Annotated in this window: 4 protein-coding genes; all 4 read left to right on the top strand. The window is 63.6% G+C overall.

From position 1 onward, the window contains the following. The first annotated feature begins 182 nt into the window (after window positions 1-182). The 4 genes from FHL16_RS18390 to FHL16_RS18375 all read left to right on the top strand — a co-directional run bounded on the left by FHL16_RS18390 (window position 183) and on the right by FHL16_RS18375 (window position 25,247). Window positions 183-1,355 carry an MFS transporter gene (locus tag FHL16_RS18390; protein ID WP_077748906.1) on the top strand — a complete coding sequence of 391 codons (1,173 nt, stop codon included), beginning with the start codon at window positions 183-185 and terminating at the stop codon, window positions 1,353-1,355. 238 nt (window positions 1,356-1,593) lie between these two features. Next, the gene (locus tag FHL16_RS18385) at window positions 1,594-2,328 is read left to right on the top strand and encodes a thioesterase II family protein (RefSeq protein WP_042932221.1); all 735 of its coding nucleotides are present in this window, start codon (window positions 1,594-1,596) and stop codon (window positions 2,326-2,328) included. Between the two features lie 189 nt (window positions 2,329-2,517). Beyond that, on the top strand, window positions 2,518-13,485 hold the full coding sequence (locus FHL16_RS18380; protein ID WP_077748905.1) for a non-ribosomal peptide synthetase: 10,968 nt from the start codon (window positions 2,518-2,520) through the stop codon (window positions 13,483-13,485). Continuing rightward, a complete protein-coding gene (locus tag FHL16_RS18375) occupies window positions 13,485-25,247 on the top strand; it encodes a non-ribosomal peptide synthetase (protein WP_077748904.1) in 11,763 nt (3,920 codons plus the stop codon). Before FHL16_RS18380 ends, FHL16_RS18375 begins: the two co-directional genes overlap by 1 nt. Window positions 25,248-25,273 lie beyond the last annotated feature (26 nt).

Raw genomic sequence — 25,273 nt, 5'->3', positions numbered from 1 at the left:
CTGGCGAGAGTTCACGTCGAACCATGAAAGTTTCGTCACCTGACCGCGTGACACCTGATCGTTCCCACGCCGACCGGGGGGAACGATCAACGTGTGAGGCCTTCACATTCAACCAACAAATGCCTGCTTTCCCCTCGGTCCGCCTTATGGCAACTTGCTCGCCCTGATTGAGACCCGCACCCATGACCAACCCCTACCGCGACCTGTTCAAAGCCCCTGGCAGCCGAGCGTTCGTGCTGGCCGGGATGATCGCGCGCATGCCCATTTCCATGACCGGCATCGGCCTGATCACCATGCTCTCGCAACTGCAAGGCGGCTACGGTCTGGCCGGTGCGGTGGCGGCGACGTTTGCCCTGGCCACGGCGTTTTGTGCGCCGCAAGTCTCGCGGCTGGTGGATCGCTTTGGTCAAGGCCGGGTTCTGCCGGTTTCGGCGTTGATCGGTGGTGGGGCGTTGTTGCTGGTGTTGCTTTGCACCCGCTTGCAGGCGCCGATCTGGACGTTGTTTGTGTTCGCCGCGCTGGCCGGTTGCATGCCGAGCATGTCGGCGATGGTCCGTGCGCGCTGGACCGAGGTGTATCGCGGCCAGCCGGAGCTGCAAACCGCTTACGCGCTGGAATCAGTGCTGGACGAAGTCTGCTTTATTGTCGGACCGCCGCTGTCGGTGGGGTTGTGCGTGGTGGCGTTTCCCGAGGCCGGTCCGTTGGCGGCGTTGCTGATGCTGGCGATCGGGGTGACGGCGTTTGTCCTGCAACGGGACACCGAGCCGGCGGTGCATCCCCATGAAGAACACCATCAGGGCTCGATGATCCGTTCGCTCGACATTCAATTGCTGATGCTGTTGATGGTCGCCATGGGCACCATCGTTGGGGTGGTGGATGTGGTCAGCGTGGCCTTCGCCCAGCAGCAGGGCCAGCCGGCAGCAGCGAGCGTTGTGTTGTCGGTGTATGCCATTGGTTCCTGCCTGGCGGGATTGGCGTTCGGGGCGTTGCGCTCGAAAGTGCCGCTGCCGCGATTGTTCTTGTATGGCGGGGTGGCGACGGCGGTCACCACGCTGCCGTTACTGCTGGCGACGAACATTCTCGGGCTGTCGCTGGCGGTGTTTGTCGCCGGTCTGTTCTTTGCGCCGACGCTGATTGTGGCAATGGCGTTGGTGGAGCGCATCGTGCCGCCAGCCAAACTGACTGAAGGCCTGACCTGGCTGGTCACCGGGTTGAGTATTGGCGTGGCAATCGGTGCGGCCGGTTCGGGTTGGCTGATCGATGCATTCGGGGCCCGTAGTGGATTCTGGCTGGCGATTGCTGCTGGCGCCGTGGTCCTGGGCTCTGCGGTTCAAAGCTATCGCCACCTGAGATAAGCGAAACACAGAACCTGTGGCGAGGGAGCTCGCTCCCGCTGGGTCGCGAAGCGGCCCCAAAACCATTCACTGAGATTTTTCAGTACACCGCATCCACCCGTTTTACGACTGCTGCGCAGCCGAGCGGGAGCAAGCTCTCTCGCCACGATGTCAGTGTTCGGCACTTCTACAACCTTGGGACTAATTCAAGGCCGGCCTCATCCGTTCCCTTGATAGACAACTTTTCGAGGTAAGCCCGGTGACCCAGCTGACATTGCTGTGCCTGCCCTATTCAGGCGCGAGCGCCATGGTCTACAGCCGCTGGCGGCGCAAGCTGCCGGAATGGCTCACGCTGCAGCCGGTGGAACTGCCGGGGCGTGGCGCACGGTATGGCGAGCCGTTGCACACCGACATGCGACGCCTGGCGCTGCAACTCGCCCAGGAACAAAAAGCCACGCTCAAGGCGCCATACGCATTGTTCGGTCATAGCCTGGGCGCGTTGGTGGCCTGTGAAATGGCCCATGCGTTTCGCTCGCTGGGGTGCCCGGAGCCAGTGGCGCTGTTCGCCTCGGGCACGGCTGCACCCACCATGCGGGCCGACTACGATCGCGGCTTCGCCCAGCCCAGGACCGATGCCGAATTGATCGATCAACTGCGCACCCTCAATGGCACCAGCGAAGAAGTGCTGGCCAATAAAGAGCTGATGAGCCTGACACTGCCGGTCCTGCGCGCGGACTTCCTGCTGTGCGGGCGCTTCGAACCGCAGCAGCGTCCCTTGCTCAAGTGCCCGGTGCATGTGCTCGGTGGCAAGGATGATCGGGCCACCACCGAGCAGTTGATCGGCTGGAGCAAGGAAACCCACGGTAGTTTTTCGGTGGACATGCTCGCGGGCGGGCACTTCTTTATCCATGAGCACGAAGCCAAGGTGTTGCGGGTGATCAAGGATCAGCTTGAGGTTCACCATCGGCGGCACGCCATGGCTGCCAGCGCCTGACGCAATCCCGGGCGTCACTCAATCCCTGTGGGAGCAAGCTCGCTCCCACAATGATTCTTATCCCTCTGACACCCCGCGTTTTACCTCCTGCCTGATACTTGTTCTCATTCGCTAATTTTTCCGGTCTGCATTCGTTTTATAGGGACGACGTGCCTTTGTGCTTCCCGCCACTGATCCGGATGCTTAGAAATGAATGCTGAAGACTCCTTGAAACTTGCTCGCCGGTTTATCGGGTTGCCCCTGGAAAAGCGCCAGATGTTCCTTGCGGCCTTGCAAAAGGAAGGCGTTGATTTCGCCCGGTTCCCCATTCCAGCCGGCGTCGACGCCGAAGATCGCCAGGCGCTGTCGTATGCCCAGCAACGCATGTGGTTTCTCTGGCAACTGGACCCACAAAGCGGCGCCTACAACCTGCCCGGTGCGGTGCGCCTGACCGGGCGTTTGAGCCTGCCGGCGCTGGAGCAAGCCTTCGCCAGCCTGGTGGCGCGTCACGAAACCCTGCGCACGGTGTTCCAGCGCCAGGCTGACGACACGTTGCTGCAAGTGCCGGCCAGCGCGCCGCTGGTCATCGATCATGTGGAATTCAGCGCCTTACGAGCCACGGAGCGCGAAGTGGCAGTTGCCAAGGCCGCCGAGCAGCAATCGGTGTTGCCGTTTGATCTGTCAGTCGGCCCGCTGCTGCGCGTCACCTTGCTCAGTCTCGCCGAGCAGGAACACGTCCTGCTGCTGACCCTGCACCACATCGTGTCCGACGGCTGGTCGATGAACGTGCTGATCGACGAATTCATCCGCTGCTACGACGCCTTTGAGGCGGGCGCGCAACCGCAAATCGCGCCATTGCCGATCCAGTACAGCGACTACGCGTTGTGGCAACGCCGCTGGCTCGAGGCGGGCGAACAGGCGCGTCAACTCGACTACTGGCAAGCGCAACTGGGTGATGAGCACCCGGTGCTGGAATTGCCCACCGATCACCCGCGCCCGGCGATGCCGAGCTATCGCGGCACCCGTTACGAGTTTGCGGTCGACCCGCAACTGGCCGAGCAACTGCGGGCCACGGCGCAGAAACACAGCGTCACCCTGTTCATGCTGTTGCTCGGCGCCTTCAACGCGCTGCTGCATCGCTATACCGGGCAGACCGACATCCGCGTCGGCGTGCCGATTGCCAACCGTAACCGCGCCGAGATCGAAGGCCTGATCGGCTTCTTCGTCAACACCCAGGTGTTGCGCACGAAGCTCGATGGTCAGACCCGCGTCGACGAGTTGCTGCGCGCCATCAAGGAAACCGCCCTTGGCGCCCAGGCCCATCAGGACCTGCCATTCGAGCGCCTGGTCGAGGCGCTGAAACTGGAACGCAGCCTCAGCCACACGCCGCTGTTCCAAGTGATGTACAACCACCAGCCGCAGGTCGCGGACATTTCCACGGTCAGCACCGCCTCCGGCCTGGCGCTGGGCGTAATCGAGTGGGAAGGGCGCACCACGCAGTTCGACCTGACCCTCGATACGTATGAAAAGGGCGGCAAACTGCACGCGGCGCTGACCTACGCCAACGACCTGTTCGACGCCGCGACCATCGCGCGCATGGCGCAGCACTGGACGCATCTATTGCAGGGCATGGTCAGCGATTCGCAGCAGCGCATCAGCGATCTGCCGCTGCTGGAAAGCACTGAATACCAGCGCATCGTGCATGACTGGAATCGCGCTGACGAAAGCTTCGCGCAGGATTTGTGCATTCATGAACTGATCAGCCAGCAAGTCGCGGCCAGCCCGGACGCGTTGGCGGTGACCTTCGCCACCCAGCATCTGACCTACGCCGAACTCGACGCTCAGGCCAATCGCCTGGCCCACCGGCTGATCGAACTGGGTGTCGGCCCGGAAGTCCGGGTCGGCGTGGCGATGCAGCGTTCCGACAACTTGCTGGTCGCGCTGCTTGCCGTCCTCAAGGCCGGTGGCGCCTACGTGCCACTGGACCCGGATTACCCGGCCGAACGCGTCGCCTACATGCTCGAAGACAGCCGCGCCCTGGTGCTGCTGACCGAGCATTCGGTCGCCGCGACATTGGCCGTGGCAGCCGATACCCAGGTGTTGCTGATGGACGATATGACCTGGGCCGCTTACCCGAGCAGCGCGCCGGTCACCCGCGTCACGCCGGACAACCTGGCCTACGTGATTTACACCTCCGGCTCCACCGGAAAACCCAAGGGCGTGGCCATCGCCCATCGCAACGTGCTGGCGCTGATCGACTGGTCTAAATCGGTGTACAGCCGCGAAGACATCCAGGGCGTGCTGGCCTCGACCTCGGTGTGCTTCGACCTGTCGGTATGGGAGCTGTTTGTGACCCTGGCCAACGGCGGCTCGGTGATCATCGCCCGCAACGCCCTGGAGTTGCCGCAACTGCCGGCCCGGGATCAGGTGCGCCTGATCAACACCGTGCCGTCGGCAATCAACGCCTTGCAGCGCGACGGACAGATCCCGCCGAGCGTGCGCATCATCAACCTCGCCGGCGAGCCGCTGAAGCAGAGCCTGGTGGACGCGTTGTATGAGCAGTCGACCGTCGCACACGTCTACGATCTGTACGGGCCGTCGGAGGACACCACCTATTCGACCTGGACCCGCCGTGCAGCGGGCGGTCGCGCGAACATCGGCCGTCCCCTCAAGCACACCGCCAGCTATTTGCTGGACGCCGACCTGCAACCGGTGCCCCAAGGCGTGTCCGCCGAGCTGTACCTGGCGGGCGCCGGCATCACCCGCGGTTACCTCACACGCCCAGGCATGACTGCCGAAAAATACGTGCCGAACCCGTTCGCCAGCAACGGCGAGCGCTTGTACCGCACTGGCGACTTGACCCGTTATCAGGTCGACGGTTCGCTGCAATACGTCGGGCGCATCGACCATCAGGTCAAGGTCCGTGGCTTCCGTATCGAGCTGGGCGAAATCGAAGCACGGCTTTTGCAGCAAGCGGACGTGCGTGAACTGGCTGTGTTGGCGCAGGACGGCGTCAACGGGCAGCAACTGGTGGCCTACATCGTGCCGACCGATCCGGCGTTGGTCGATGACGCCGATGCGCAAGCCACCCTGCGTGAAACCCTGAAAGCGGCATTGCGCCAACACCTGCCGGACTACATGGTCCCGGCGTTCCTGCTGTTCCTCGCGCAGCTGCCGCTGACCCCCAACGGCAAACTCGACCGCAAGGCCTTGCCGGCGATTGACGGCGCGCAGCAACAGCGCGAGCACGTCGCTCCGCGCACAACGATGGAAAAAGCCCTCGCCGCGATCTGGCAGGACGTGCTGGCCATCGACAACGTCGGCCTTGAAGACAACTTCTTTGAACTGGGCGGCGACTCCATCGTCTCGATGCAAGTGGTCAGCCGTGCGCGCCAGGCCGGGATCGTGTTGAGCCCCAAGGACCTGTTCCAGCACCAGACCGTCCGCAGCCTGGCCCAGGCTGCCCGCAGCGGCGAGCACGCGTTGATCGATCAAGGTCCGGCGACTGGCGCGGTCGCGCTGGCGCCGGTGCAACAGGGGTTCTTCGAGCAAGCAATTCCCGAGCGTCAGCACTGGAACCAGTCGCTGTTGCTGGTGCCGCGCGAGGCGTTGAACGTCGAGGCGCTGGACCGCGCGCTTGAGCAGTTGCTGACCCATCACGACAGCTTGCGCCTGCGTTACGAGCAGACCGCTGAAGGCTGGCAGCAAGCCTACGCGGCGCCGACCACCGAGTCAGTGTTGTGGCAGCGTCAGGCGCAATCGGTCGAAGCACTCAATGCGCTGTGCGACGAAGTCCAGCGCAGCCTCGATCTGCAAAATGGCCCGTTGATCCGGGCGCTGCTGGTGGCGATGGCGGACGGTTCTCAGCGTTTGCTGCTGGTCATCCATCACCTGGCGGTGGACGGTGTTTCCTGGCGCGTGCTGTTGGACGATCTGCAACAGTTCTACAGCGGCAGCGCCGTGAAGAGGGCGAAAACCAGCACGTATCAACGCTGGGTCGCCCGTCTGCAAGATCATTTGCCAGCGTTTGAAAACAGCCTCGGTCACTGGCAGGCCCAGCTGCGCGACGCACCGACCGATTTGCCGTGTGACCGTCCGAACGGCGCGCTGCAAAACCGCTTCGAGCACAAACTCGAAATCAAACTCGACGCCGAGCAAACCCGCAAACTGCTGCAACAGGCTCCGGCGGCGTATCGCACCCAGGTCAACGACCTGCTGCTGACCGCGCTGGCACGGGTGGTGTGCCGCTGGAACGGGCAGGGCAGCACGCTGATTCAGCTCGAAGGCCATGGTCGTGAAGACCTGTTTGACGACATCGACCTGACCCGCACCGTCGGCTGGTTCACCAGCCTGTTCCCGGTCAACCTGATGCCGTCGAGTGACCTCGGTGCGTCGATCAAGACCATCAAGGAGCAACTGCGTGCCGTGCCGGACAAAGGCCTCGGCTACGGCGCGCTGCGTTACCTCGGCGACCCGGCGATGCGCGCCGAACTGGCCGCGTTGCCGCAACCGCGCATCACCTTTAACTACCTCGGGCAGTTCGACCGCCAGTTCGACGACGCCGCGCTGTTCGTGCCGTCCACCGAAGGCAACGGCGTGGCCCAGGATCCGTCGGCGCCGCTGGGCAACTGGCTGACGGTCGAAGGCCAGGTCTACGGTGGCGAGTTGGCGCTGAGCTGGGGTTTCAGTCGCGAGATGTTCAACACCGCGACCATCCAGCGTCTGGCGGACGATTACGCCCAAGAACTCAACGCGCTGATCGAACACTGCTGCGGCGTTGAAGTGCCTCAGGCCACGCCGTCGGATTTCCCGTTGGCGCGCCTCAGTCAGGTGCAACTCGACGAATTGTCGGTCGCGACCCTTAAAGACCTGTATCCCCTGTCGCCAATGCAGCAGGGCATGCTGTTCCACACGCTGTACGAACCGCAAGTCGGCGCCTACATCAGTCAGTTACGTCTGGACATCCAGGGCCTCGATCCGCAGCGATTCGCTCAGGCCTGGCAAACCGCGCTGGAGCGTCACGACATCCTGCGCAGCCGCTTCCACTGGCAAGGCCTCGACACCGCGCATCAGGCGATTGTCCGCCACGTCGCGTTGCCGCTTGAAATGCTGGACGCCACCGACACCGATACGCTGGCCGACGCCGAACGTGCCCAAGGTTTTGAATTGGGCAGTGCGCCGCTGTTTCGCTTGAAGCTGGTGCGCATGGGCGCCAATGACTGGCACCTGATCTACACCAGCCACCATATTTTGATGGACGGCTGGAGCAACGCGCAGTTGCTCGCCGAAGTGATCCAGCATTACGCCACTGGCAAGGCGCTGCCGGCACCGACCGGGCAATACCGTGATTATATGGGCTGGTTGCAGCAGCAATCGGCTGCCGAAGGCGAGCAGTTCTGGAAAGCCGTTTTGGCACCGCTGGAAGCGCCGACCTTGCTGGCCGAATCCTTGCGCCCGCCAGTGGGCGCCGAGGGCAGCGCGGAATACCGCGTCGCCCTTGATAGCCGCGCCACCCAGCGTCTGATCGAGTTCGCCCGCCAGCAGAAAGTCACTCTCAACACCGTGCTGCAAGGGGCGTGGAGCCTGTTGCTGCATCGTTGCACCGGCCAGGATTGCGTGGTGTTTGGGGCCACGGTTGCCGGGCGTTCGGCGCCGTTGCCGGGGATCGAAGCGCAACTCGGCTTATTCATCAACACGCTGCCGCTGGTCTGTGCGATGAAGCCGGATTGCACCGTCAGCCAATGGCTGGGCGAGCTGCAAGGGCTGAACCTGGCCATGCGCGAGTTCGAGCACGTGCCGCTTTACGACATTCAGGGCTGGGCGGGACAACAGGGTTCGGCGCTGTTCGACAGCCTGCTGGTGTTCGAAAACTTCCCGGTGGCCGAAGCGTTGAAACAGGGCGCACCGGCCGGGTTGTCGTTCGGCAATTTGCACAATCACGAGCGCACCCACTATCCGCTGACGTTGGGCATCGAGCTGGGCGAAGGCCTGAGCCTGGACTTCAGCTACGACGCCGCGCGTTTCAGCGCGGCGCAAGTTGCCGGGTTGTCGGCCAATTTGCAGCACCTGCTGATGCAGCTTGTCACCCAGCCGGACGCCGCACTTGGCGCGCTGGAACTGCTCGACGTCGACGGCAAAAACGCGCTGCTCGCGATCAGCCAACCGCCGACAATCGAGTTGTCCACAACACTTCTGGCCCACGAGCAGATCGCCGCGCAGGCCGCCGCGACCCCGGACGCGCTGGCGTTGCAGGTTGACGGCCAGTCCCTGAGCTACGCGCAATTGAACACCCAGACCAACCGTCTGGCCCATCGTCTGATGGCCAACGGTGCCGGTCCGGGCAAGCGTGTCGGCCTGGCGCTGCACCGTGGTCCGCAGCTGATCGTCAGCCTGCTGGCGGTGCTCAAAAGTGGCGCCGCCTACGTGCCGCTCGATCCGAAATACCCGAACGAACGTCTGGCCTACATGATCGATGACAGCCGTCTCGACGTGCTGCTGTGCGAATCCGGTCTGCTGGAGGAGGTGCCGGGCGTGCGCCGTCTCAGCCTTGAGGACGGCACCGACTACCCCGACAGCAATCCGCACCACCACGCGGTCGCCGATGATCTGGCCTACATCATCTATACCTCCGGCTCCACCGGCCAACCCAAAGGCGTGGCCATTGCCCATGCCGCGTTGCGCGAGTTCTGCCAGAGCGCCGCCGACTATTCGGTGCTGTCGGCGTCGGACCGGGTGTTGCAATTCGCGACCTTCAGCTTCGACGGTTTCGTCGAGCAATGTTTCCCGGCGTTGTGCGTCGGCGCGGCGTTGATCATGCGCGGCGATGACGTGTGGGACGCCGGTCGCCTCGCCGCCGAAATCGTCCAGCACGGCGTGACCGTGGCGGACTTGCCGGCCGCTTACTGGTACTTGCTCGCTCGCGAATGCGCGAGCGGCGTGGTCAGCGGTCTCGGTGCTTTGCGCCAGGTCCACGTCGGTGGCGAAGCGATGTCGGTCGAAGGTTTGCGCCTGTGGCATCAGGCCGGATTGAGCCACATGCGACTGCTCAACACCTACGGCCCGACCGAAGCGACCGTGGTGTCCAGCGTGCATGAGTGCCGTCTCGACGATGCCAGCGATGCGTTTGGCATTCCGATTGGTCGTGCCATCGCCGGTCGTGCGCTGTATGTGCTGGATGCGGCGGGTCAGTTGCTGCCGTCCGGCGGTGTCGGCGAACTGTGCATCGGCGCCCCGGCCTGCCTCGCGCAAAGCTACTTCAATCGTCCGGCGCTGACCGCTGAACGTTTCCTGCCGGACCCGTTTGCCCGTGAACCGGGCGCGCGTCTGTACCGCAGCGGCGATCTGGCGCGCTACAACGCTCAAGGGCAGCTGGAATACGTCGGCCGCATCGACCATCAAGTGAAGATCCGCGGTTTCCGCATCGAAATGGGCGAGATCGAAGCCTGCCTGCATGCCCGTGAAGACGTGCGTGAAGCGGCGGTCATCGCCCAGGACGGCACGCAACTGGTGGCGTACATCGTGGCCGGCGATTCGCTGTCGTCCGAAGTTGATTATCTGGAACGCTTGAAAGCCGCTCTGCATCAGTCGCTGCCGGAATACATGGTGCCGAATCACTTGGTCCTGCTGCCGAAGCTGCCGCTCAACAACAACGGCAAACTGGATCGCAAAGCCTTGCCACGCGCCGAGGCCAGCGATGCACAGCGTGACTTCGTGGCCCCGGTCGAAGGGCTGGAAACGCAACTCGCGCTGATCTGGCAGGACGTGTTGCAGGTCGGGCAAGTTGGCCGCAACGACAACTTCTTCGCGCTCGGCGGGCACTCGTTGCTGGTGCTTCAGGTGATCTCGCGGGTGCGGCAGCAGTTGCAGCTCGAACTGTCGGTGAGCAGCCTGTTCTCCGCCGCGAACCTGGCGGAATTTGCCGGGCGTGCCGCGCTGGCAAATATCAGCGGTCAACCTTTGCTACAACGTGCCGTGATCGATCAGCCGCAGGTTTTGTCTTTTGCCCAACAGCGCCAATGGATTCTCTGGCAACTGGACCCGCAAAGCCCGGCCTACAACATTCCTGCCGCACTGCGCCTCATAGGCCCGCTGAACCGCGAAGCCCTGCGCGAAGCCTTCGCCCGGTTGCAGGACCGTCACCAGACCCTGCGCACGACCTTCGAACAAGATGGTCTGCAGGCACGTCCGGTGCTGCACGACAATCTGGCGTTGCAACTGGAGGAACGCACACTCGATCAGGTGTCGGTCGACACGGCCGTGGCCGAAGAAATCGCCCGTCCGTTCGACCTGCGCAACGGTCCGCTATGGCGCATGTTGCTGCTGCAAGTGAACACCGACGAACACGTGCTGGTCCTCACCGTCCATCACATCGCTGCCGACGGCTGGTCGATGCAGGTCATGGTCGATGAGTTCAGCTCCTTGTATCAGGCGGCCGCCTGCGGTCGCGTCGCCGGTTTGGCTGACCTGCCGGTGAACTACAGCGACTACGCCCGCTGGCAGCGCGACTGGCTGGAAGCGGGCGAGGGGGCACGCCAACTGACGTGGTGGCGTGAGCAACTGGCCGGCAGCCAGGCGCCGCTGGAATTGCCCAGCGAACTGACCCGTCCGGCCCGCCGCAGCGAGCGCGGTGCCAGCCTGATGCTCAACGTGGATCGCGAGTTGCTCGCCGGTTTACGTCAACGTGCCCAGGAACAGCAAGTGACATTGTTCATGCTGTTGCTGGCGAGTTTCCAGACCTTGCTGTATCGCCAGAGCGGGCAGTCGCGCATCAACGTTGGTGTGCCGAGCGCCGGTCGTTCGCGTCTCGAAACCGAAGGCCTGATCGGCTTCTTCATCAACACCCAGGTGCTGCGTGCCGAGATCGATGGGCAGCAGCCGTTCAGCACCTTGTTGCAACAGGTCAAACAGGTTGCATTGGGCGCGCAAGCGAATCAGGACTTGCCGTTCGAGCAGCTGGTCGACGCCTTGCAACCGGACCGCAGCCTCAATCACAGCCCGTTGTTCCAGGTGCTCTACAACCATCAGCAGCCGTTGGGCGCGAGTGTCGAACGCACGGTTGCCGACCTGAACGTCGAGCGTCTGCACTGGCAGCAACACACCACGCAGTTCGATCTGGTCCTCGATACTCAGGAGCAGGGCGAAGCACTGGATGCCAGCCTGACCTACGCCACGGATGTGTATGACGAAGCGTCGATGCAGCGCCTTGGCGAGCAGTGGCTGAACCTGCTGCGCGCGGTGGTCAGCGATCCGCAGCAACGCGTCGCCGAACTGCCCCTGATTGACGGGTCGCAGCAAGAGGCTTTGGTGCAGCACTGGAACCCCGCATTCCAGGCGCAACCGACGTCGCCGACCTTGCATCAGTTGTTCGAAGCGCAAGCCGCACAACGGCCGAATGCCGTCGCGCTGGTCTACGAAGGCGAGCAATTGACCTACGCCGCACTCAACGCCCAGGCCAACCGCTTGGCGCGCACACTGCGCGAGCAGGGCGTCGGGCCTGAAGTGCGGGTAGGCATCGCCGCCGAGCGGGCGGTGCCATTGGTGATCGGCTTGCTGGCGATTCTCAAGGCCGGCGGCGCCTACGTGCCCCTCGACCCGCATTACCCGGCCGAACGCCTGAGCTACATGATCGAAGACAGTGGCGTCACGCTGCTACTGACCCAGCAACACTTGATCGACAGTCTGCCAGCCCGAGACGGCGTGCAGGTGCTGAGCCTGGAATCGTTGCAGCTGGATGGGGTCAGTGACGCCAACCTGCCAGCGCTGGCGACCCCGGACAACCTCGCCTACGTGATCTACACCTCAGGTTCCACCGGTCGTCCTAAAGGCGCATTGCTCAGCCATGGCAACGTCGGGCGTCTGCTCACGGCCACGGCTGGCGAGTTTGGCTTCGGTCCGGACGATGTCTGGACGCTGTTCCACTCCTACGCCTTCGACTTCTCGGTGTGGGAGCTGTTTGGTTCGCTGTGCACCGGCGGGCGTCTGGTGATCGTGCCGTATGACATCAGCCGCGAGCCGCAGCAATTCCATCGCTTGATCTGTGATGAGGGCGTGACGGTGTTGAACCAGACGCCGAGCGCGTTCCGCCAGTTGTTGCCGATTGCCTGTGCCAGCCCAAGAAGCATGGCGTTGCGTCAGGTGATTTTCGGTGGCGAAGCCCTCGAAGTCGCGAGCCTGCGTCCGTGGTTCGAACGCTTCGGCGACCAACAGCCAACCCTGGTCAACATGTACGGCATCACCGAAACCACGGTGCACGTGACCTACCGTGCGATCCGCCTGGCCGACCTCGACGGCAAGGCCCAAAGCCCGATCGGCCTGCCGATCCGCGACCTGCGCTGGTATTTGCTCGACAATCAGCTGCAACCGGTGCCGGTGGGTGTGGCGGGCGAGTTGTACATCGCCGGCGCCGGTCTGGCGCGGGGTTATCACGGCCGTTTCGGTCTGACCGCCGAGCGTTTTGTGCCGAGCCCGTTCGAGGCTTCGCAGCGTCTTTATCGCAGCGGCGACCTGGCGCGTCAGCGTGCCGATGGCAGCATCGACTACCTCGGCCGGATCGATCAGCAAGTAAAAATCCGCGGTTTCCGCATCGAATTGGGTGAAATCGAAGCCGCGCTGCTGGCCCAACCGGGCGTGCGCCAAGCGGTGCTGAGCGTGCATGCCGGCGACGGCGGGCCGCAGCTGTGCGCCTACGTCGTGGCCGAGCAAACCCCGCATGACCCGATCGCCTGGCGCGACAACCTGCGCACCGCGCTCAAGGTGGATCTGCCGGACTACATGGTGCCGAGCCACTGGTTGCTGCTGGATGCCTTGCCATTGACCGGCAACGGCAAGCTCGATCGCAAGGCGCTGCCGGTGCCCGATGCCCAGGAATGGCAACGGCCGTTCGAAGCCCCCGAGGGCGACCTCGAACAGCAACTGGCCGCGATCTGGGCCGACGTGCTGGGCGTGGTGCAGATAGGCCGACGCGACAACTTCTTTGAATTGGGCGGGCATTCATTGCTCGCGGCCCAGGCCAGTGCCCGCGTGGAACTGGAACTGGGCATCGAGCTGCCGCTGCGCGCGCTGTTCGAATCCACCGACCTTCAGGCTTATGCCGCCATGGCCGGGCAACACGCCCCGGCTGACAACGATGCACGTCTTGATGCGCTTGAGTCGCTTCTCGACGAGATGGAGATCAACTGATGGAACACACCACTGCCCAGCGCATCGCCAGCCGCTTCGCCGGCCTGCCGGCTGATAAGCGCCGCGAGTTTCTGCAACGCATGCAAGAGCAGGGCGTGAGCTTCGGCCAGCTGCCGATTCCGCCGGCTGCCGAGCCGCAAGCAACGTTTGAATTGTCATACGCGCAGCAGCGCCAATGGTTCCTCTGGCAACTTGATCCACACAGTTCGGCGTACAACATTCCGGCCGCGCTGCGTTTGCACGGGCCGCTGAACGTTGCTGCGTTGCAGCAGAGTTTCGATGGGCTGCTGGAGCGGCATCAGAGTTTGCGCAGCCGGTTCGTCGAGGATGACGGGCATGTGGTGCAGACGCTGGCCGAGTTCACCTCGCTGCCCATCGAGCAGATCGACCTGCGCGGCGAACCTCAGGATCAGCGCTTCGATCAGGCGATGAACAGCGTCGAACAGGACATCGCCCGGCCGTTCGATCTGCAACACGGTCCGCTGTTGCGGGTCAGCCTGTTGCAACTCGATGCCGAAGACCACGTGCTGTTGCTGACCTTGCACCACATCGTCACCGATGGCTGGTCGATGGGCGTGCTGGTGGAAGAGTTTTCCCGGCTCTACGCCGCGCATTGCCAAGGTCAGAACACGGTGCTGGAGGCACTGCCGATCCAGTATTCAGACTATGCGATGTGGCAACGCCGCTGGATGGAAGCGGGCGAACTCGAACGTCAACTCAACTGGTGGCGCGACCGCCTGGGCAGCGAACAACCGCTGCTCGAATTACCGACCGACCGTCCGCGCCCGGCGCAACCGAGCCAGCGCGGTGCGCGTCTGGATTTCGCCCTCGATGCCACGTTGGCCAGCGGTCTGATGAGCCTGGCCAAGCAGCGCGGTGTCACGCCGTTCATGCTGTTGCTGGCGAGCTTCCAGGCGTTGCTCTATCGCTACAGCGGCCAGGCCGACGTGCGTGTCGGTGTGCCGATTGCCAACCGTAATCGCGCGGAAACCCGTGGCTTGATCGGGTTCTTCGTCAACACCCAGGTGATGCGCGCGGAACTGGACGGACGTCTGCCGTTCAGCCAATTGCTCGACCAGACCCGCGCCGCCTCGCTGGACGCCCAGGATTATCAGGACTTGCCGTTCGAGCGTCTGGTGCAGGCGCTGCAAGGTGAACGCAGCCTCAGTCACAGCCCGCTGTTCCAGGTGATGTTCAACCACCAGCAAGCCAAACCCGCGGCGGTCAGCGGCTTGCTCGCCGGCCTGCGCGTCGAGGCATTGAACGCCACGGCGCACACCACCCAGTTCGACCTGCAACTGGACACCCAGGAGGAGGGCGACAAACTGTTCGCCAGCCTGACTTACGCCACCGATCTGTTCGACGCTGAACGCATCGAGCACCTCGCGCGGCACTGGCGCAATTTGTTGGCCGGTGTTCTGGCCAACCCGCAATGCCCGCTCGCCGAGTTGCCGTTGCTCGACGCCGATGAGCGTCTGCGCATCCTCAATGAGCTCAACGACACCGTTCAGGCTTATCCGGGCGAAGTCTGCGTGCAGCGCCATTTCGAAGAACGCGTAGTTGAACACCCAGAGGCGACGGCGCTGGTGTTCCAGGGCCAATCCCTGAGTTACGCCGAGCTTAACCGGCGCGCCAACCGTTTGGCCCACCACTTGCGTGCCCAGGGTGTCGGCCCGGACGTGCTGGTGGGGATTGCCTGCGACCGTTCGTTTGAAATGGTTGTCGGCCTGCTGGCGATTCTCAAGGCGGGCGGTGCGTACGTGCCGCTGGACCCGGAATACCCGGTTGATCGCTTGAGCTACATGATCGAAGACAGCGGCATTACGTTGTTGCTGACCCAGGAATATCTGCTGACGCAACTGCCGACCCCGGACAACGTGCGCACCTTGTGCCTGCACGCCGACACCGATTGGCTGAACGACTTGCCGGGCACTGACCTGCCCAACCTTGCGGTCGCGGAAAACCTCGCTTATGTGATTTACACCTCCGGCTCCACCGGCAAACCCAAGGGCGCCGGTAACCGCCATGTGGCGCTGCATAACCGTCTGGCGTGGATGCAGCAAGCCTACAACTTGCAGCCGAGCGACCGCGTGCTGCACAAGACGCCGTTCAGTTTCGACGTGTCGGTGTGGGAGTTTTTCTGGCCGCTGATGAAGGGCGCCACCCTGGTGATCGCCGCGCCGGGCGAGCACCGTGATCCGCAACGCCTGGCCGCGTTGATCGTCGAGCAGGCGATCACCACGCTGCACTTCGTGCCGTCGATGCTCTCGGCGTTCATCGCTGCCGACGAAGCGCTGGCCTGCACCTCGTTGCAGCGGATCATTTGCAGCGGTGAAGCGCTGCCGATGGAACTGCAACGCCAGACCTTGCGCAGCCTGCCGCAAGCCAATCTCTACAACCTCTATGGTCCGACCGAAGCGGCCATCGACGTGACCCACTGGACCTGCGTGGAAGAAGGGCGTGACAGCGTGCCGATTGGCCGGCCGATTGCCAACTTGCGCACCTGCATCCTCGACAGCGAACTGCAACCGTTGCCACTGGGCGCGGTGGGCGAGTTGTACCTGGGCGGCGTCGGCCTGGCGCGCGGTTACCACCGTCGTGGCGCGCTGACCGCCGAGCGTTTCGTGGTCGACCCGTTTGGCAGCGGCGAGCGTCTGTACCGCACCGGTGACCTGGCACGCTATCGCACGGACGGCGCCATCGACTACTGCGGGCGCATCGACCACCAAGTGAAGATTCGCGGTTTGCGCATCGAGCTCGGCGAAATCGAAGCGCGCCTGCAAGAACATGCAGACGTGCAGGAGGCCGTAGTGTTGGCCCTCGATGGCCCGGGCGGCAAGCAGTTGGTCGCGTACATCGTGCCGCAGGACCGAGCCTTGGTCAGCGCCGATGCCGAGCAACAAGGCGCGTGGCGTGAAACCCTGAAAAGCCATTTGCTGGCGAGCCTGCCGGATTACATGGTACCGGCGCAGACCGTGCTGATCGAGCAAATGCCCCTGAGCCCCAACGGCAAACTCGAGCGCAAACGCCTGCCCGCGCCGACCGCACAGGTCAGCCAACGCGCCTTCGAAGCGCCACGCAGCGAACATGAACAGGTGCTGGCGCAGATCTGGCAGGACGTGCTGGGCGTGGAGCAGGTCGGGCGTCAGGACAATTTCTTTGAACTGGGCGGCGACTCGATCATTTCGATCCAGGTGGTCAGCCGTGCGCGCCGCGCCGGCCTGAGCCTGCAACCCCGCGACCTGTTCCAGCAGCAAACCTTGCAAGCCCTGGCCGCCGTGGTCAAGGAACAGGCCGCCCCGCTGGCGCAGCAAGGGCCGGTGGAAGGTGTGCAAACACTCACGCCGATCCAGCGCTGGTTCTTCGACGAGCCGATCCCGCAACGCGCGCACTGGAACCAGGCGGTGCTGCTGACGCCACGCGAAACCCTTGAATTGCCACGCCTGCAAGCCGCGCTGCAACGTTTGCTCAAGCAGCATGATGCCCTGCGTCTGCGCTTCAGTCAGGTCGATGGCCAATGGTCGGCGCGTTATGTCGGGGCCGACAGCTGCGATGTGATCGACATGCTCTGGACCGCCCGCGTGGCCAACGATGCTTCGCTGGAATCGGTGTGCGACGAGGCGCAGCGCAGCCTCAGTCTGCAAGACGGTCCGCTGCTGCGCATCGCGTTGATCGCTCAGGCGGATGGTTCGCAACGGTTGCTGTTGGTGATCCATCACCTGGCGGTGGACGGGGTGTCGTGGCGGGTGTTGCTGGAAGATTTGCAAGCCGCTTATCAAGGGCAAGACCTGCCACCGAAGACCAGCGCTTTCCAGGCCTGGGCCGACAAACTTGACGCCTACGCCCGCTCCGAAGCCGCTGCCAGCGAACTGGACTGGTGGCAAGCGCAGCTGAGCGTCGCCAATGATTCGCTGCCCGCCGCCAATGCCCAAGCCAGTCAGGCCGGGCATCTGCGCCAAGGCGTGAGCATCGGCCTGGACCGCGATCAAACCACCAGGCTGCTGCAACAGGTGCCAGCCATTTACCGCACACAGGTCAACGACCTGCTGCTGACCGCGCTGGCCCGAACCCTCAGCCGCTGGACCGGTGACGCTTCGGCGCTGATTCAACTCGAAGGCCATGGTCGCGAAGAGCTGTTCGACGACATCGACCTGACCCGCACCGTCGGCTGGTTCTCCAGTCTGTTTCCGGTGCGCCTGACGCCGACCGCCGACCTGGGGGGCTCGATCAAGGCCATCAAGCAGCAACTGCGCGAAATCCCCGGAAAAGGCCTGGGCTACGGCCTGCTGCGCTACCTGGGCGATGCCTCGACCCAAGCGGCGTTGGCCGGTTTGCCGCAAGCACGCGTGACGTTCAACTACCTCGGGCAGTTCGACCAGAGCTTCGCCGAAGACGCCCTGTTCACCCCGGCCAAGGAGTCCAGCGGCGCCGCGCAATCGGCGGACGCACCGTTGCCGAACTGGCTGTCGGTGGACGGCCAGGTGTATGGCGGCGAACTGAAACTCGACTGGACCTTCAGCCGCGAATGCTTCGACACACGTGAAATCGAAGCGCTGGCCGCCGATTACCAACGTGAATTGCTGGCGCTGATCGCCCATTGCCTGAGCGACGGTGCGGGTGGCGTGACCCCGGCGGACTTCCCGCTGGCGCGCCTGACCCAGGCGCAACTCGATGGCTTGCCGGTGCCGCCGGCGCAGATCGAAGACCTGTATCCGCTGTCGCCGATGCAGGCCGGTCTGTTGTTTCACAGCCTCTATGAATCGGCGTCTGGCGCCTACGTCAATCAGCTCAGCGTCCAAGCCCGTGGCCTCGACGCCGAGCGTCTTGGCCGCGCCTGGCAAGCGGTGCTCGACACCCATCCGATCCTGCGCAGCAGCTTCCACTTCCCCGACGGTTTCGAAGCGCCGGTGCAAGTGGTCCATCGTCATCTGCAACTGCCGATGACGTGTCTGGACTGGCGTGGCCGCAGCGATCAGGCCGACGCATTGATTGAACTGATCGACAACGAGCGCCTGCAACTCGATTCGACCCGGGCGCCATTGATGCGCCTGACCCTGGTGCGGCTGGACGATGAGCGTCAGCAATTGATCTACACCCACCATCACCTGTTGCTGGATGGCTGGAGTAATTCGCTGCTGCTGAGCGAAGTCTTGCAGCGTTATGCCGGGCAGGATGTGCAGGCGCCGACCGGGCGTTTCGCCGATTACATCGGCTGGCTGCAACGTCAGGATGCCCACGCCGACGAGGTCTTCTGGCGCGAGCAGCTGGCGACCCTCGACAACCCGACGTTACTGGCGCAGAGCCTGGCCCATGGCGACGGTAAAAATCAGTTGGCCGTAGAATTTGCCGACCATCGCCAGACCTTCGATGTCGCCACCAGCCAGCGTTTCAGCGAGTTTGCCCGTCAGCAAAAAGTCACCCTCAACACCTTGGTGCAAGGCGCCTGGGCACTGTTGCTGCAACGCTACAGCGGCCAGCGCAGTGTCGCGTTCGGCGCGACTGTGGCGGGGCGGCCGGTGGATTTGCCGGGTGCCGAAAGCCAGCTCGGCCTCTTTATTAACACCTTGCCGGTGATCAGCAGCCCGGACGCGGTGGAAAGCGTCGGCCAGTGGCTGACCCGTTTGCAGGCACAAAACCTCGAACTGCGTGAGCATGAATTCACCGCATTGGGGGACATTCAGCGCTGGGCCGGGCGTGCCGGTGAGCCGCTGTTCGACAGCCTGCTGGTGTTCGAAAACTTCCCGGTGGCCGAAGCGCTGCAACAAGGCGCGCCGGCCGGTTTGAGCTTCTCGGTTCCGCAGAACCATGAACGCACTAACTTCCCGCTGACCCTGGCGGCCACCGCCGAAAGCCAGTTGAGCCTGAACTGGAGTTACCAGTGCGCCCATTTCAGCGGCGAAGCGATTGTTCGGATGAGCGAGCATCTGGCCGCGCTGCTGGCGGCGATGGTCGCCGCGCCAAACGCGGCATTGAGTGAACTGGACCTGCTGACCGCGCCGGAACGCGCGCAACAGTTGGTCGAATGGAACCCGGCATTCACGGCCGCGCAAAACCCGCTCTGTGTGCATCAGTTGATCGAGGCCCAAGCGGTCATTCGCCCGGACGCCACCGCGCTGATCTTCAACGATCTGCAATTGAGCTTCGATCAGCTCAACCGTCGCGCCAACCAATTGGCCCATCGTCTTCGCGCACTGGGCATTGGTCCGGAAGTGCGGGTTGGCCTGGCGATGCAGCGCTCACCGGAAATGATCGTCGGCCTGCTGGCGATCCTCAAGGCCGGCGGCGCCTACGTGCCGCTGGACCCGGCTTACCCGACGGAACGCCTGCGTTACCTGATGGAAGACAGTGGCATTTCGCTGATGATCAGCCAGTCGTGGCTGCGGGAAAAACTGCCGTTGCCCGAAGGCCTGCCGGTGCTGGAAATCGACCGCGAGCCGATGGAGGCCATGGCGGACACTAACCCGGTCAACCTGACCTGCGGCGAAAACCTCGCGTACCTGATTTACACCTCAGGCTCCACCGGGTGGCCCAAAGGCGTCAGTGTGGCCCACGGTCCGCTGGCCATGCATTGCCTGTCGATCGGCGAGTTGTACGGCATGACCCCGGACGATCGCGAGTTGCAATTCGCCTCGATCAGTTTCGACGGCGCCCACGAACGCTGGCTGACGCCGCTGGTGTTCGGTTCGGCAGTCATGCCCCGCGATGACGAGTTGTGGAGCGTGGAACGCACCTGCGCCGAGATCGAAAAACACGGCATCACCATTGCCTGTTTTACCCCGACTTATCTGTCGCAGATCGCCGACTTCATGGGCGAAGCGGGGCGTGATTTGCCGATCCGTTCGTACACCCCGTGCGGCGAGGGCATGGCCAAGCACGCGTTCGATGAAGTCCAGCAAGTGCTGCAACCCAAGCGCTTGATCAACGGCTACGGCCCGACCGAAACGGTGATCACGCCGCTGATCTGGCTGGCGTACCCGGATACCGGGTTCGACTCGGCGTTCATGCCGATTGGCCGGCCGGTGGGCAACCGCAGCGCCTACATTCTGGATGGCGGCTTGCAACCGCTGCCGGTTGGCGTCGCGGGCGAGTTGTACCTGGGCGGCGAGGGCGTCGCCCGGGGTTACCATCAACGTCCGGACCTGACCGCTGAACGCTTCGTGCCGGATCCATTCGTGCCGGGTGCGCGTTTGTACCGCAGCGGCGACCTCGCACGGTTCCGCGCTGATGGCGTCGTTGAATACCTCGGCCGTATCGACCAGCAAGTGAAGATTCGCGGGTTCCGTATCGAACTCGGCGAAATCGAAGCCTGCCTGTTGGAACACGAAGGTGTGCGTGAATCGTTCGTGATCGACCGTGAAGGTCCGGTGAGCCGCCAGTTGGTCGGTTACGTGGTGCCCCGCGATCCGCTTGCCGATGAGCAGGCTCTGCGTGAAGCGCTGACGGCTCATCTGCGCAGCCGATTGCCGGCGCACATGTTGCCGGCGCACTTGATGTGCCTGGCCGCGTTGCCGCTGACGCCGAACGGTAAGCTTGATCGCCAAGGCCTGCCGGCGCCGGAAGCCACTCGGCAGAACCACGATCACGTGGCCGCCGCAACACCGGCCGAAGTGTTGCTGGTTGAGATCTGGCAGGAACTGCTGGGGCTGGAGTCGGTGGGCGTCACCGAGAACTTCTTTGAGCTGGGCGGTGATTCGATCATTTCGCTGCAAGCGGTGAGCCGTGCCGGGCAGCGTGGGCTGGTGTTCAGTCCGAAGCAGCTGTTCGAGCAGCAGACCATTCGTGCTTTGGCCTCCGTGGCCAGCAGCCGTGAAGCAAGATTGATCGAAGCGCCAAACGTCGAAGCTTTCTCACTGGTGCCGCACATCGACATCGCTGCCCGTGAAGGTCTGCAAGACTTGTATCCGCTGTCGCCGATGCAGCAAGGCATGCTGTTCCATTGCCTGGATTCACCGGAGCTCAACCCCTACGTCAACCAGTTGAGCGTGGCGGTCGACGGCTTGCAGGTGCCGCGTTTCCGCGCGGCCTGGCAGACGCTGGTCGAGCGGCATGAAGTGCTGCGCGCCGCGTTCCGCTGGCGCGATGGCTTGGCCGATCCGCTGCAAGCGGTGTTCGCCGACGTCGAGTTGCCGATCGAAGAACTCGACTGGCGTGACCGCTCCGACACCGAGCAGGCGCTGGGCGAACTGGCCGCAGCGGAACAGGCCAAGGGCTTCGACCTGAGTTGCCCGCCGTTGATGCGTTTCATCCTGGTGCGCCTGGGTGATGACCGTTACCAGATGATCTGGATCTACCATCACCTCTTGCTCGACGGCTGGAGCGCTTCGCGTCTGTTGGGCGACATGCTGCGCCTGTACCACAACGACAGCCTGCCGACCCTGACCGGGCGCTACGCCGACTACATCGCCTGGCTGCAACGCCAGGACGGCGCGCAAGCCGAAGGCTTCTGGCGTGAGCGCCTGGCGCTGCTCGAAGAACCGACCATTCTGGCCAAAGCTTCCGGTGCCGAAGGTTCCGGCCACGGCGTGATGTACAGCCACCTCGACGCCGAGGCGACGCGCAAACTGCACAGCTTCGCCAAGCGTCAACGCGTGACACTGAACACGCTGGTGCAAGGCGCGTGGCTGTTGCTGCTGCAACGCCACAGCGGCCAGCGCAGTGTCGCGTTCGGCGCCACGGTGGCGGGGCGCCCGACCGGGTTGGCCGGTGCGCAGGACATGCTCGGTCTGTTCATCAACACCTTGCCGGTGATTCAGACCCTTGATCCGCAACAGCCGGTGGGCGAGTGGCTGCGCGACTTGCAGGATTACAACCTGATGGTGCGTGACTACGAACACACGCCGTTGTCGGACATTCAGCGCTGGGCCGGGCAGGGTGGCCAGGGTTTGTTCGACAGCATCATCGTGTTCGAAAACCATCCGGTGGACCGCGCCCTGAAAGGCGGTGAGGAAGGCGAGCTGCGCTTTGCCGAAGTCGGCAGTGGCGGGGTGACCAACTTCCCGATGGACTTGATGGTCAGCGCCAACGAAGAAGGCCTGGAAGTTGAGTACCTGTTCCTGCGTGATCGCTTCAGTGACGTGGAAGTCGAGCGGATTCGTGCGCAGTTGGAAGGATTGCTGCGTGCGTTGCCGGAGGATGCTACGCGTCTGCTTGGCAATATTGGCTTGCCTGAGGCGCGTTTGAGTCTGCCGCAGGTGTCAGATGACAGCGCTGATTTGCTTCACGCGTTTAATCAACACGTCAAAGCGCAGCCGCAGAAAATCGCCTTGATCTGCGAAGGTCGGCACGTCAGTTATGCACAGCTTGAGGCGCAGGCCAATGGGTTGGCGCAGCAACTGATCGGTCGCGGCATCGGCCCGGAAAGTCTGGTGGCGGTGGCGTTGCCGCGTTCCGAGCGCACCATCGTTGCGTTCCTCGCGGTGCTTAAAGCAGGGGCGGCGTATCTGCCTTTGGACCTCGCGTACCCGGCCGAGCGGCTGGCATATATGTTGAGCGATTCGGCGGCCAGCCTGTTGCTCTGTGACAGCAATCTGGGGGATCGACTGACCCTGGCCGACAGCCCGCCGCGTCTGCTGCTCGACCAGTTGAGCGTTACCGACCACGCTGAATGCCCGGTTTCCCAGCCGTTGCCTGGGCACTTGGCGTATTTGATTTACACCTCCGGTTCCACGGGCCAGCCCAAAGGCGTGGCGGTGGCACGTGGGCCGATTGCCCGGCATTGCCGCGGCATCATCGAGCTCTACGAACTGGCACCGCGCAGCCGTGAGCTGCACTTCATGTCGTTCGCCTTCGACGGTGCGCAGGAGCGTTGGCTGAGTGTGATGCTGGCCGGTGGCAGCCTGGTGATCCGCGAGGACAGTTTATGGACCCCGGAGCAAACCCTCGAAGTGATGCAGCGTCATGGCGTCACCGTCGCCTGCTTCCCGCCGGCCTACTTGCAACAGATGGCCGAAGTGGCCGAACGCCTTGGCAATCCACCGGCGGTCGAGGTGTATTGCTTTGGCGGTGATGCGGTGCCGGAGGCGAGCTTCGAGCAGGTCAAGCGCGCCTTGCGTCCGCAGCGTCTGGTCAACGGTTATGGCCCGACCGAAACCGTGGTCACGCCGCTGCTGTGGCGTGCCGAGGCCAGCGAAACCTGCGACGCGGCGTATGCGCCGATTGGGCGTGGCGTGGCCGGGCGTGGTGTGTATGTGCTGGACGCCGACCTCAATCCGCTGCCGGTCGGTGTCAGCGGCGAGTTGTACCTGGGCGGCGAATGCCTGGCGCGCGGTTACCACCAGCATCCCGGCATGAGCGCCGAGCGTTTCATCCCCGATCCGTTCGAGGCCGGTGGCCGCATGTACCGCACCGGCGACCTGGTGCGCCAGCGCGAGTGCGGGTTGATCGACTATCTGGGGCGTCTTGACCAGCAAGTGAAGATCCGTGGTTTCCGCATCGAGCCGGGCGAGATCGAAGCGCGTCTGCGCGAATGCGTTGGGGTGCAGGATGCCGCCGTGGTGGTACACGACACGCCGACCGGCAAGCAATTGGTCGGTTATGTGGTGGCGGCCGGTGCTGTAGGGCTGGATCGTCGCTTGAAATCTGAGCTGCAAGCGCAACTGCCTGACTACATGGTGCCGCCACGGATCCTGGTGCTGGAACGCTTTCCGCTGTCGGCCAACGGCAAGCTCGACCGTCGCGCACTGCCAATGCCTGAATGGGCGCTCGGTGGTTATCGCGCGCCACGCAACGATCTGGAAAAGGCGCTGACCGCGATCTGGCAAGAGGTGCTCGGCGTGCCGCAAGTGGGCATCGACGACAACTTCTTCGAACTGGGCGGCGACTCGTTGCAGGTGCTCAAAGTCATCTCGCGGGTGCGCAGTCAGCCGCAACTGGGCTTCGAGTTGAAGCTGCGGGATCTGATGCAGAAACCGTGCATTGCCGAACTCAGTGGTTATCAGGTGACCGAACCCACGTCTGCGCCGGACCCTTTGCTGGCGCTGAATGCGCGGATCCCGAATGTGCCGGCGCTGTTCTGCCTGCACGCCGGTTTCGGCACGGTGTTCGACTACGAACCGTTGGCCCGGCGTCTGGAAGGACGGCGCACGGTGTACGGCGTGCAATGCCGCATGCTGCTTGACCCGCACTGGCAGGACGAATCGCTGCTCGCCATGGCGCAAGCCTATGCGCAGCGGATTCGCAGTCAACAGGCCAAAGGACCGTATTACTTGCTGGGCTGGTCGTTGGGCGGCGCGTTGACGCAGTTGGTTGCCCACGAATTGGAAGGCCAAGGTGAAACCGTGGCGTTTGCCGGGTTGGTCGACAGCTACGTGGCCGGCACCGCAGAGGCGGGGGACTGGCGCGAGGACCTCGGTGATTTCCTGAAGTTTGTGCTCGGTTTGCCCGCCGATGAGGCTCAGGCGTTGATTGCGCGCAAAGCCGCTGGCTTGAGTGAACGCGAGGGCTCCACCGCCGTGATTGAAGCCGCCTTGCACGGTTCCAATGAACAAGCCGCATTGGGCGCGGGGGAGCTCACGCAGATCTTTGCCACCGGCTCACGCCTCAAGCAACTGGCGCTGGCGCATCGGCAACTGCCGACGATCAAGGCCTCGGCCCATCGTTGGTGGGTGGCCGGGCGCGACGACGAACGTCGGGTGTTCGAGGGCCAGGTCGGCAGTCATGGCGTTGATCGCCTGTTGGCCGGCGGGCACTACGAGTTGTTGCGTGGTGATGAGTTGCTTGATGAGCTTGAGGACTTACTGGAACGCCGTTTGGCCATTGCGTAACTCATTTTTGTAGGAGCGAGGCTTGC

Source organism: Pseudomonas sp. FSL W5-0299 (genome assembly GCF_005930655.1).
Taxonomy (GTDB): domain Bacteria; phylum Pseudomonadota; class Gammaproteobacteria; order Pseudomonadales; family Pseudomonadaceae; genus Aquipseudomonas; species Aquipseudomonas mandelii.
Note: the sequence above shows the minus strand (reverse complement) of the source record. Positions and strands in the feature narration are given on the sequence as shown.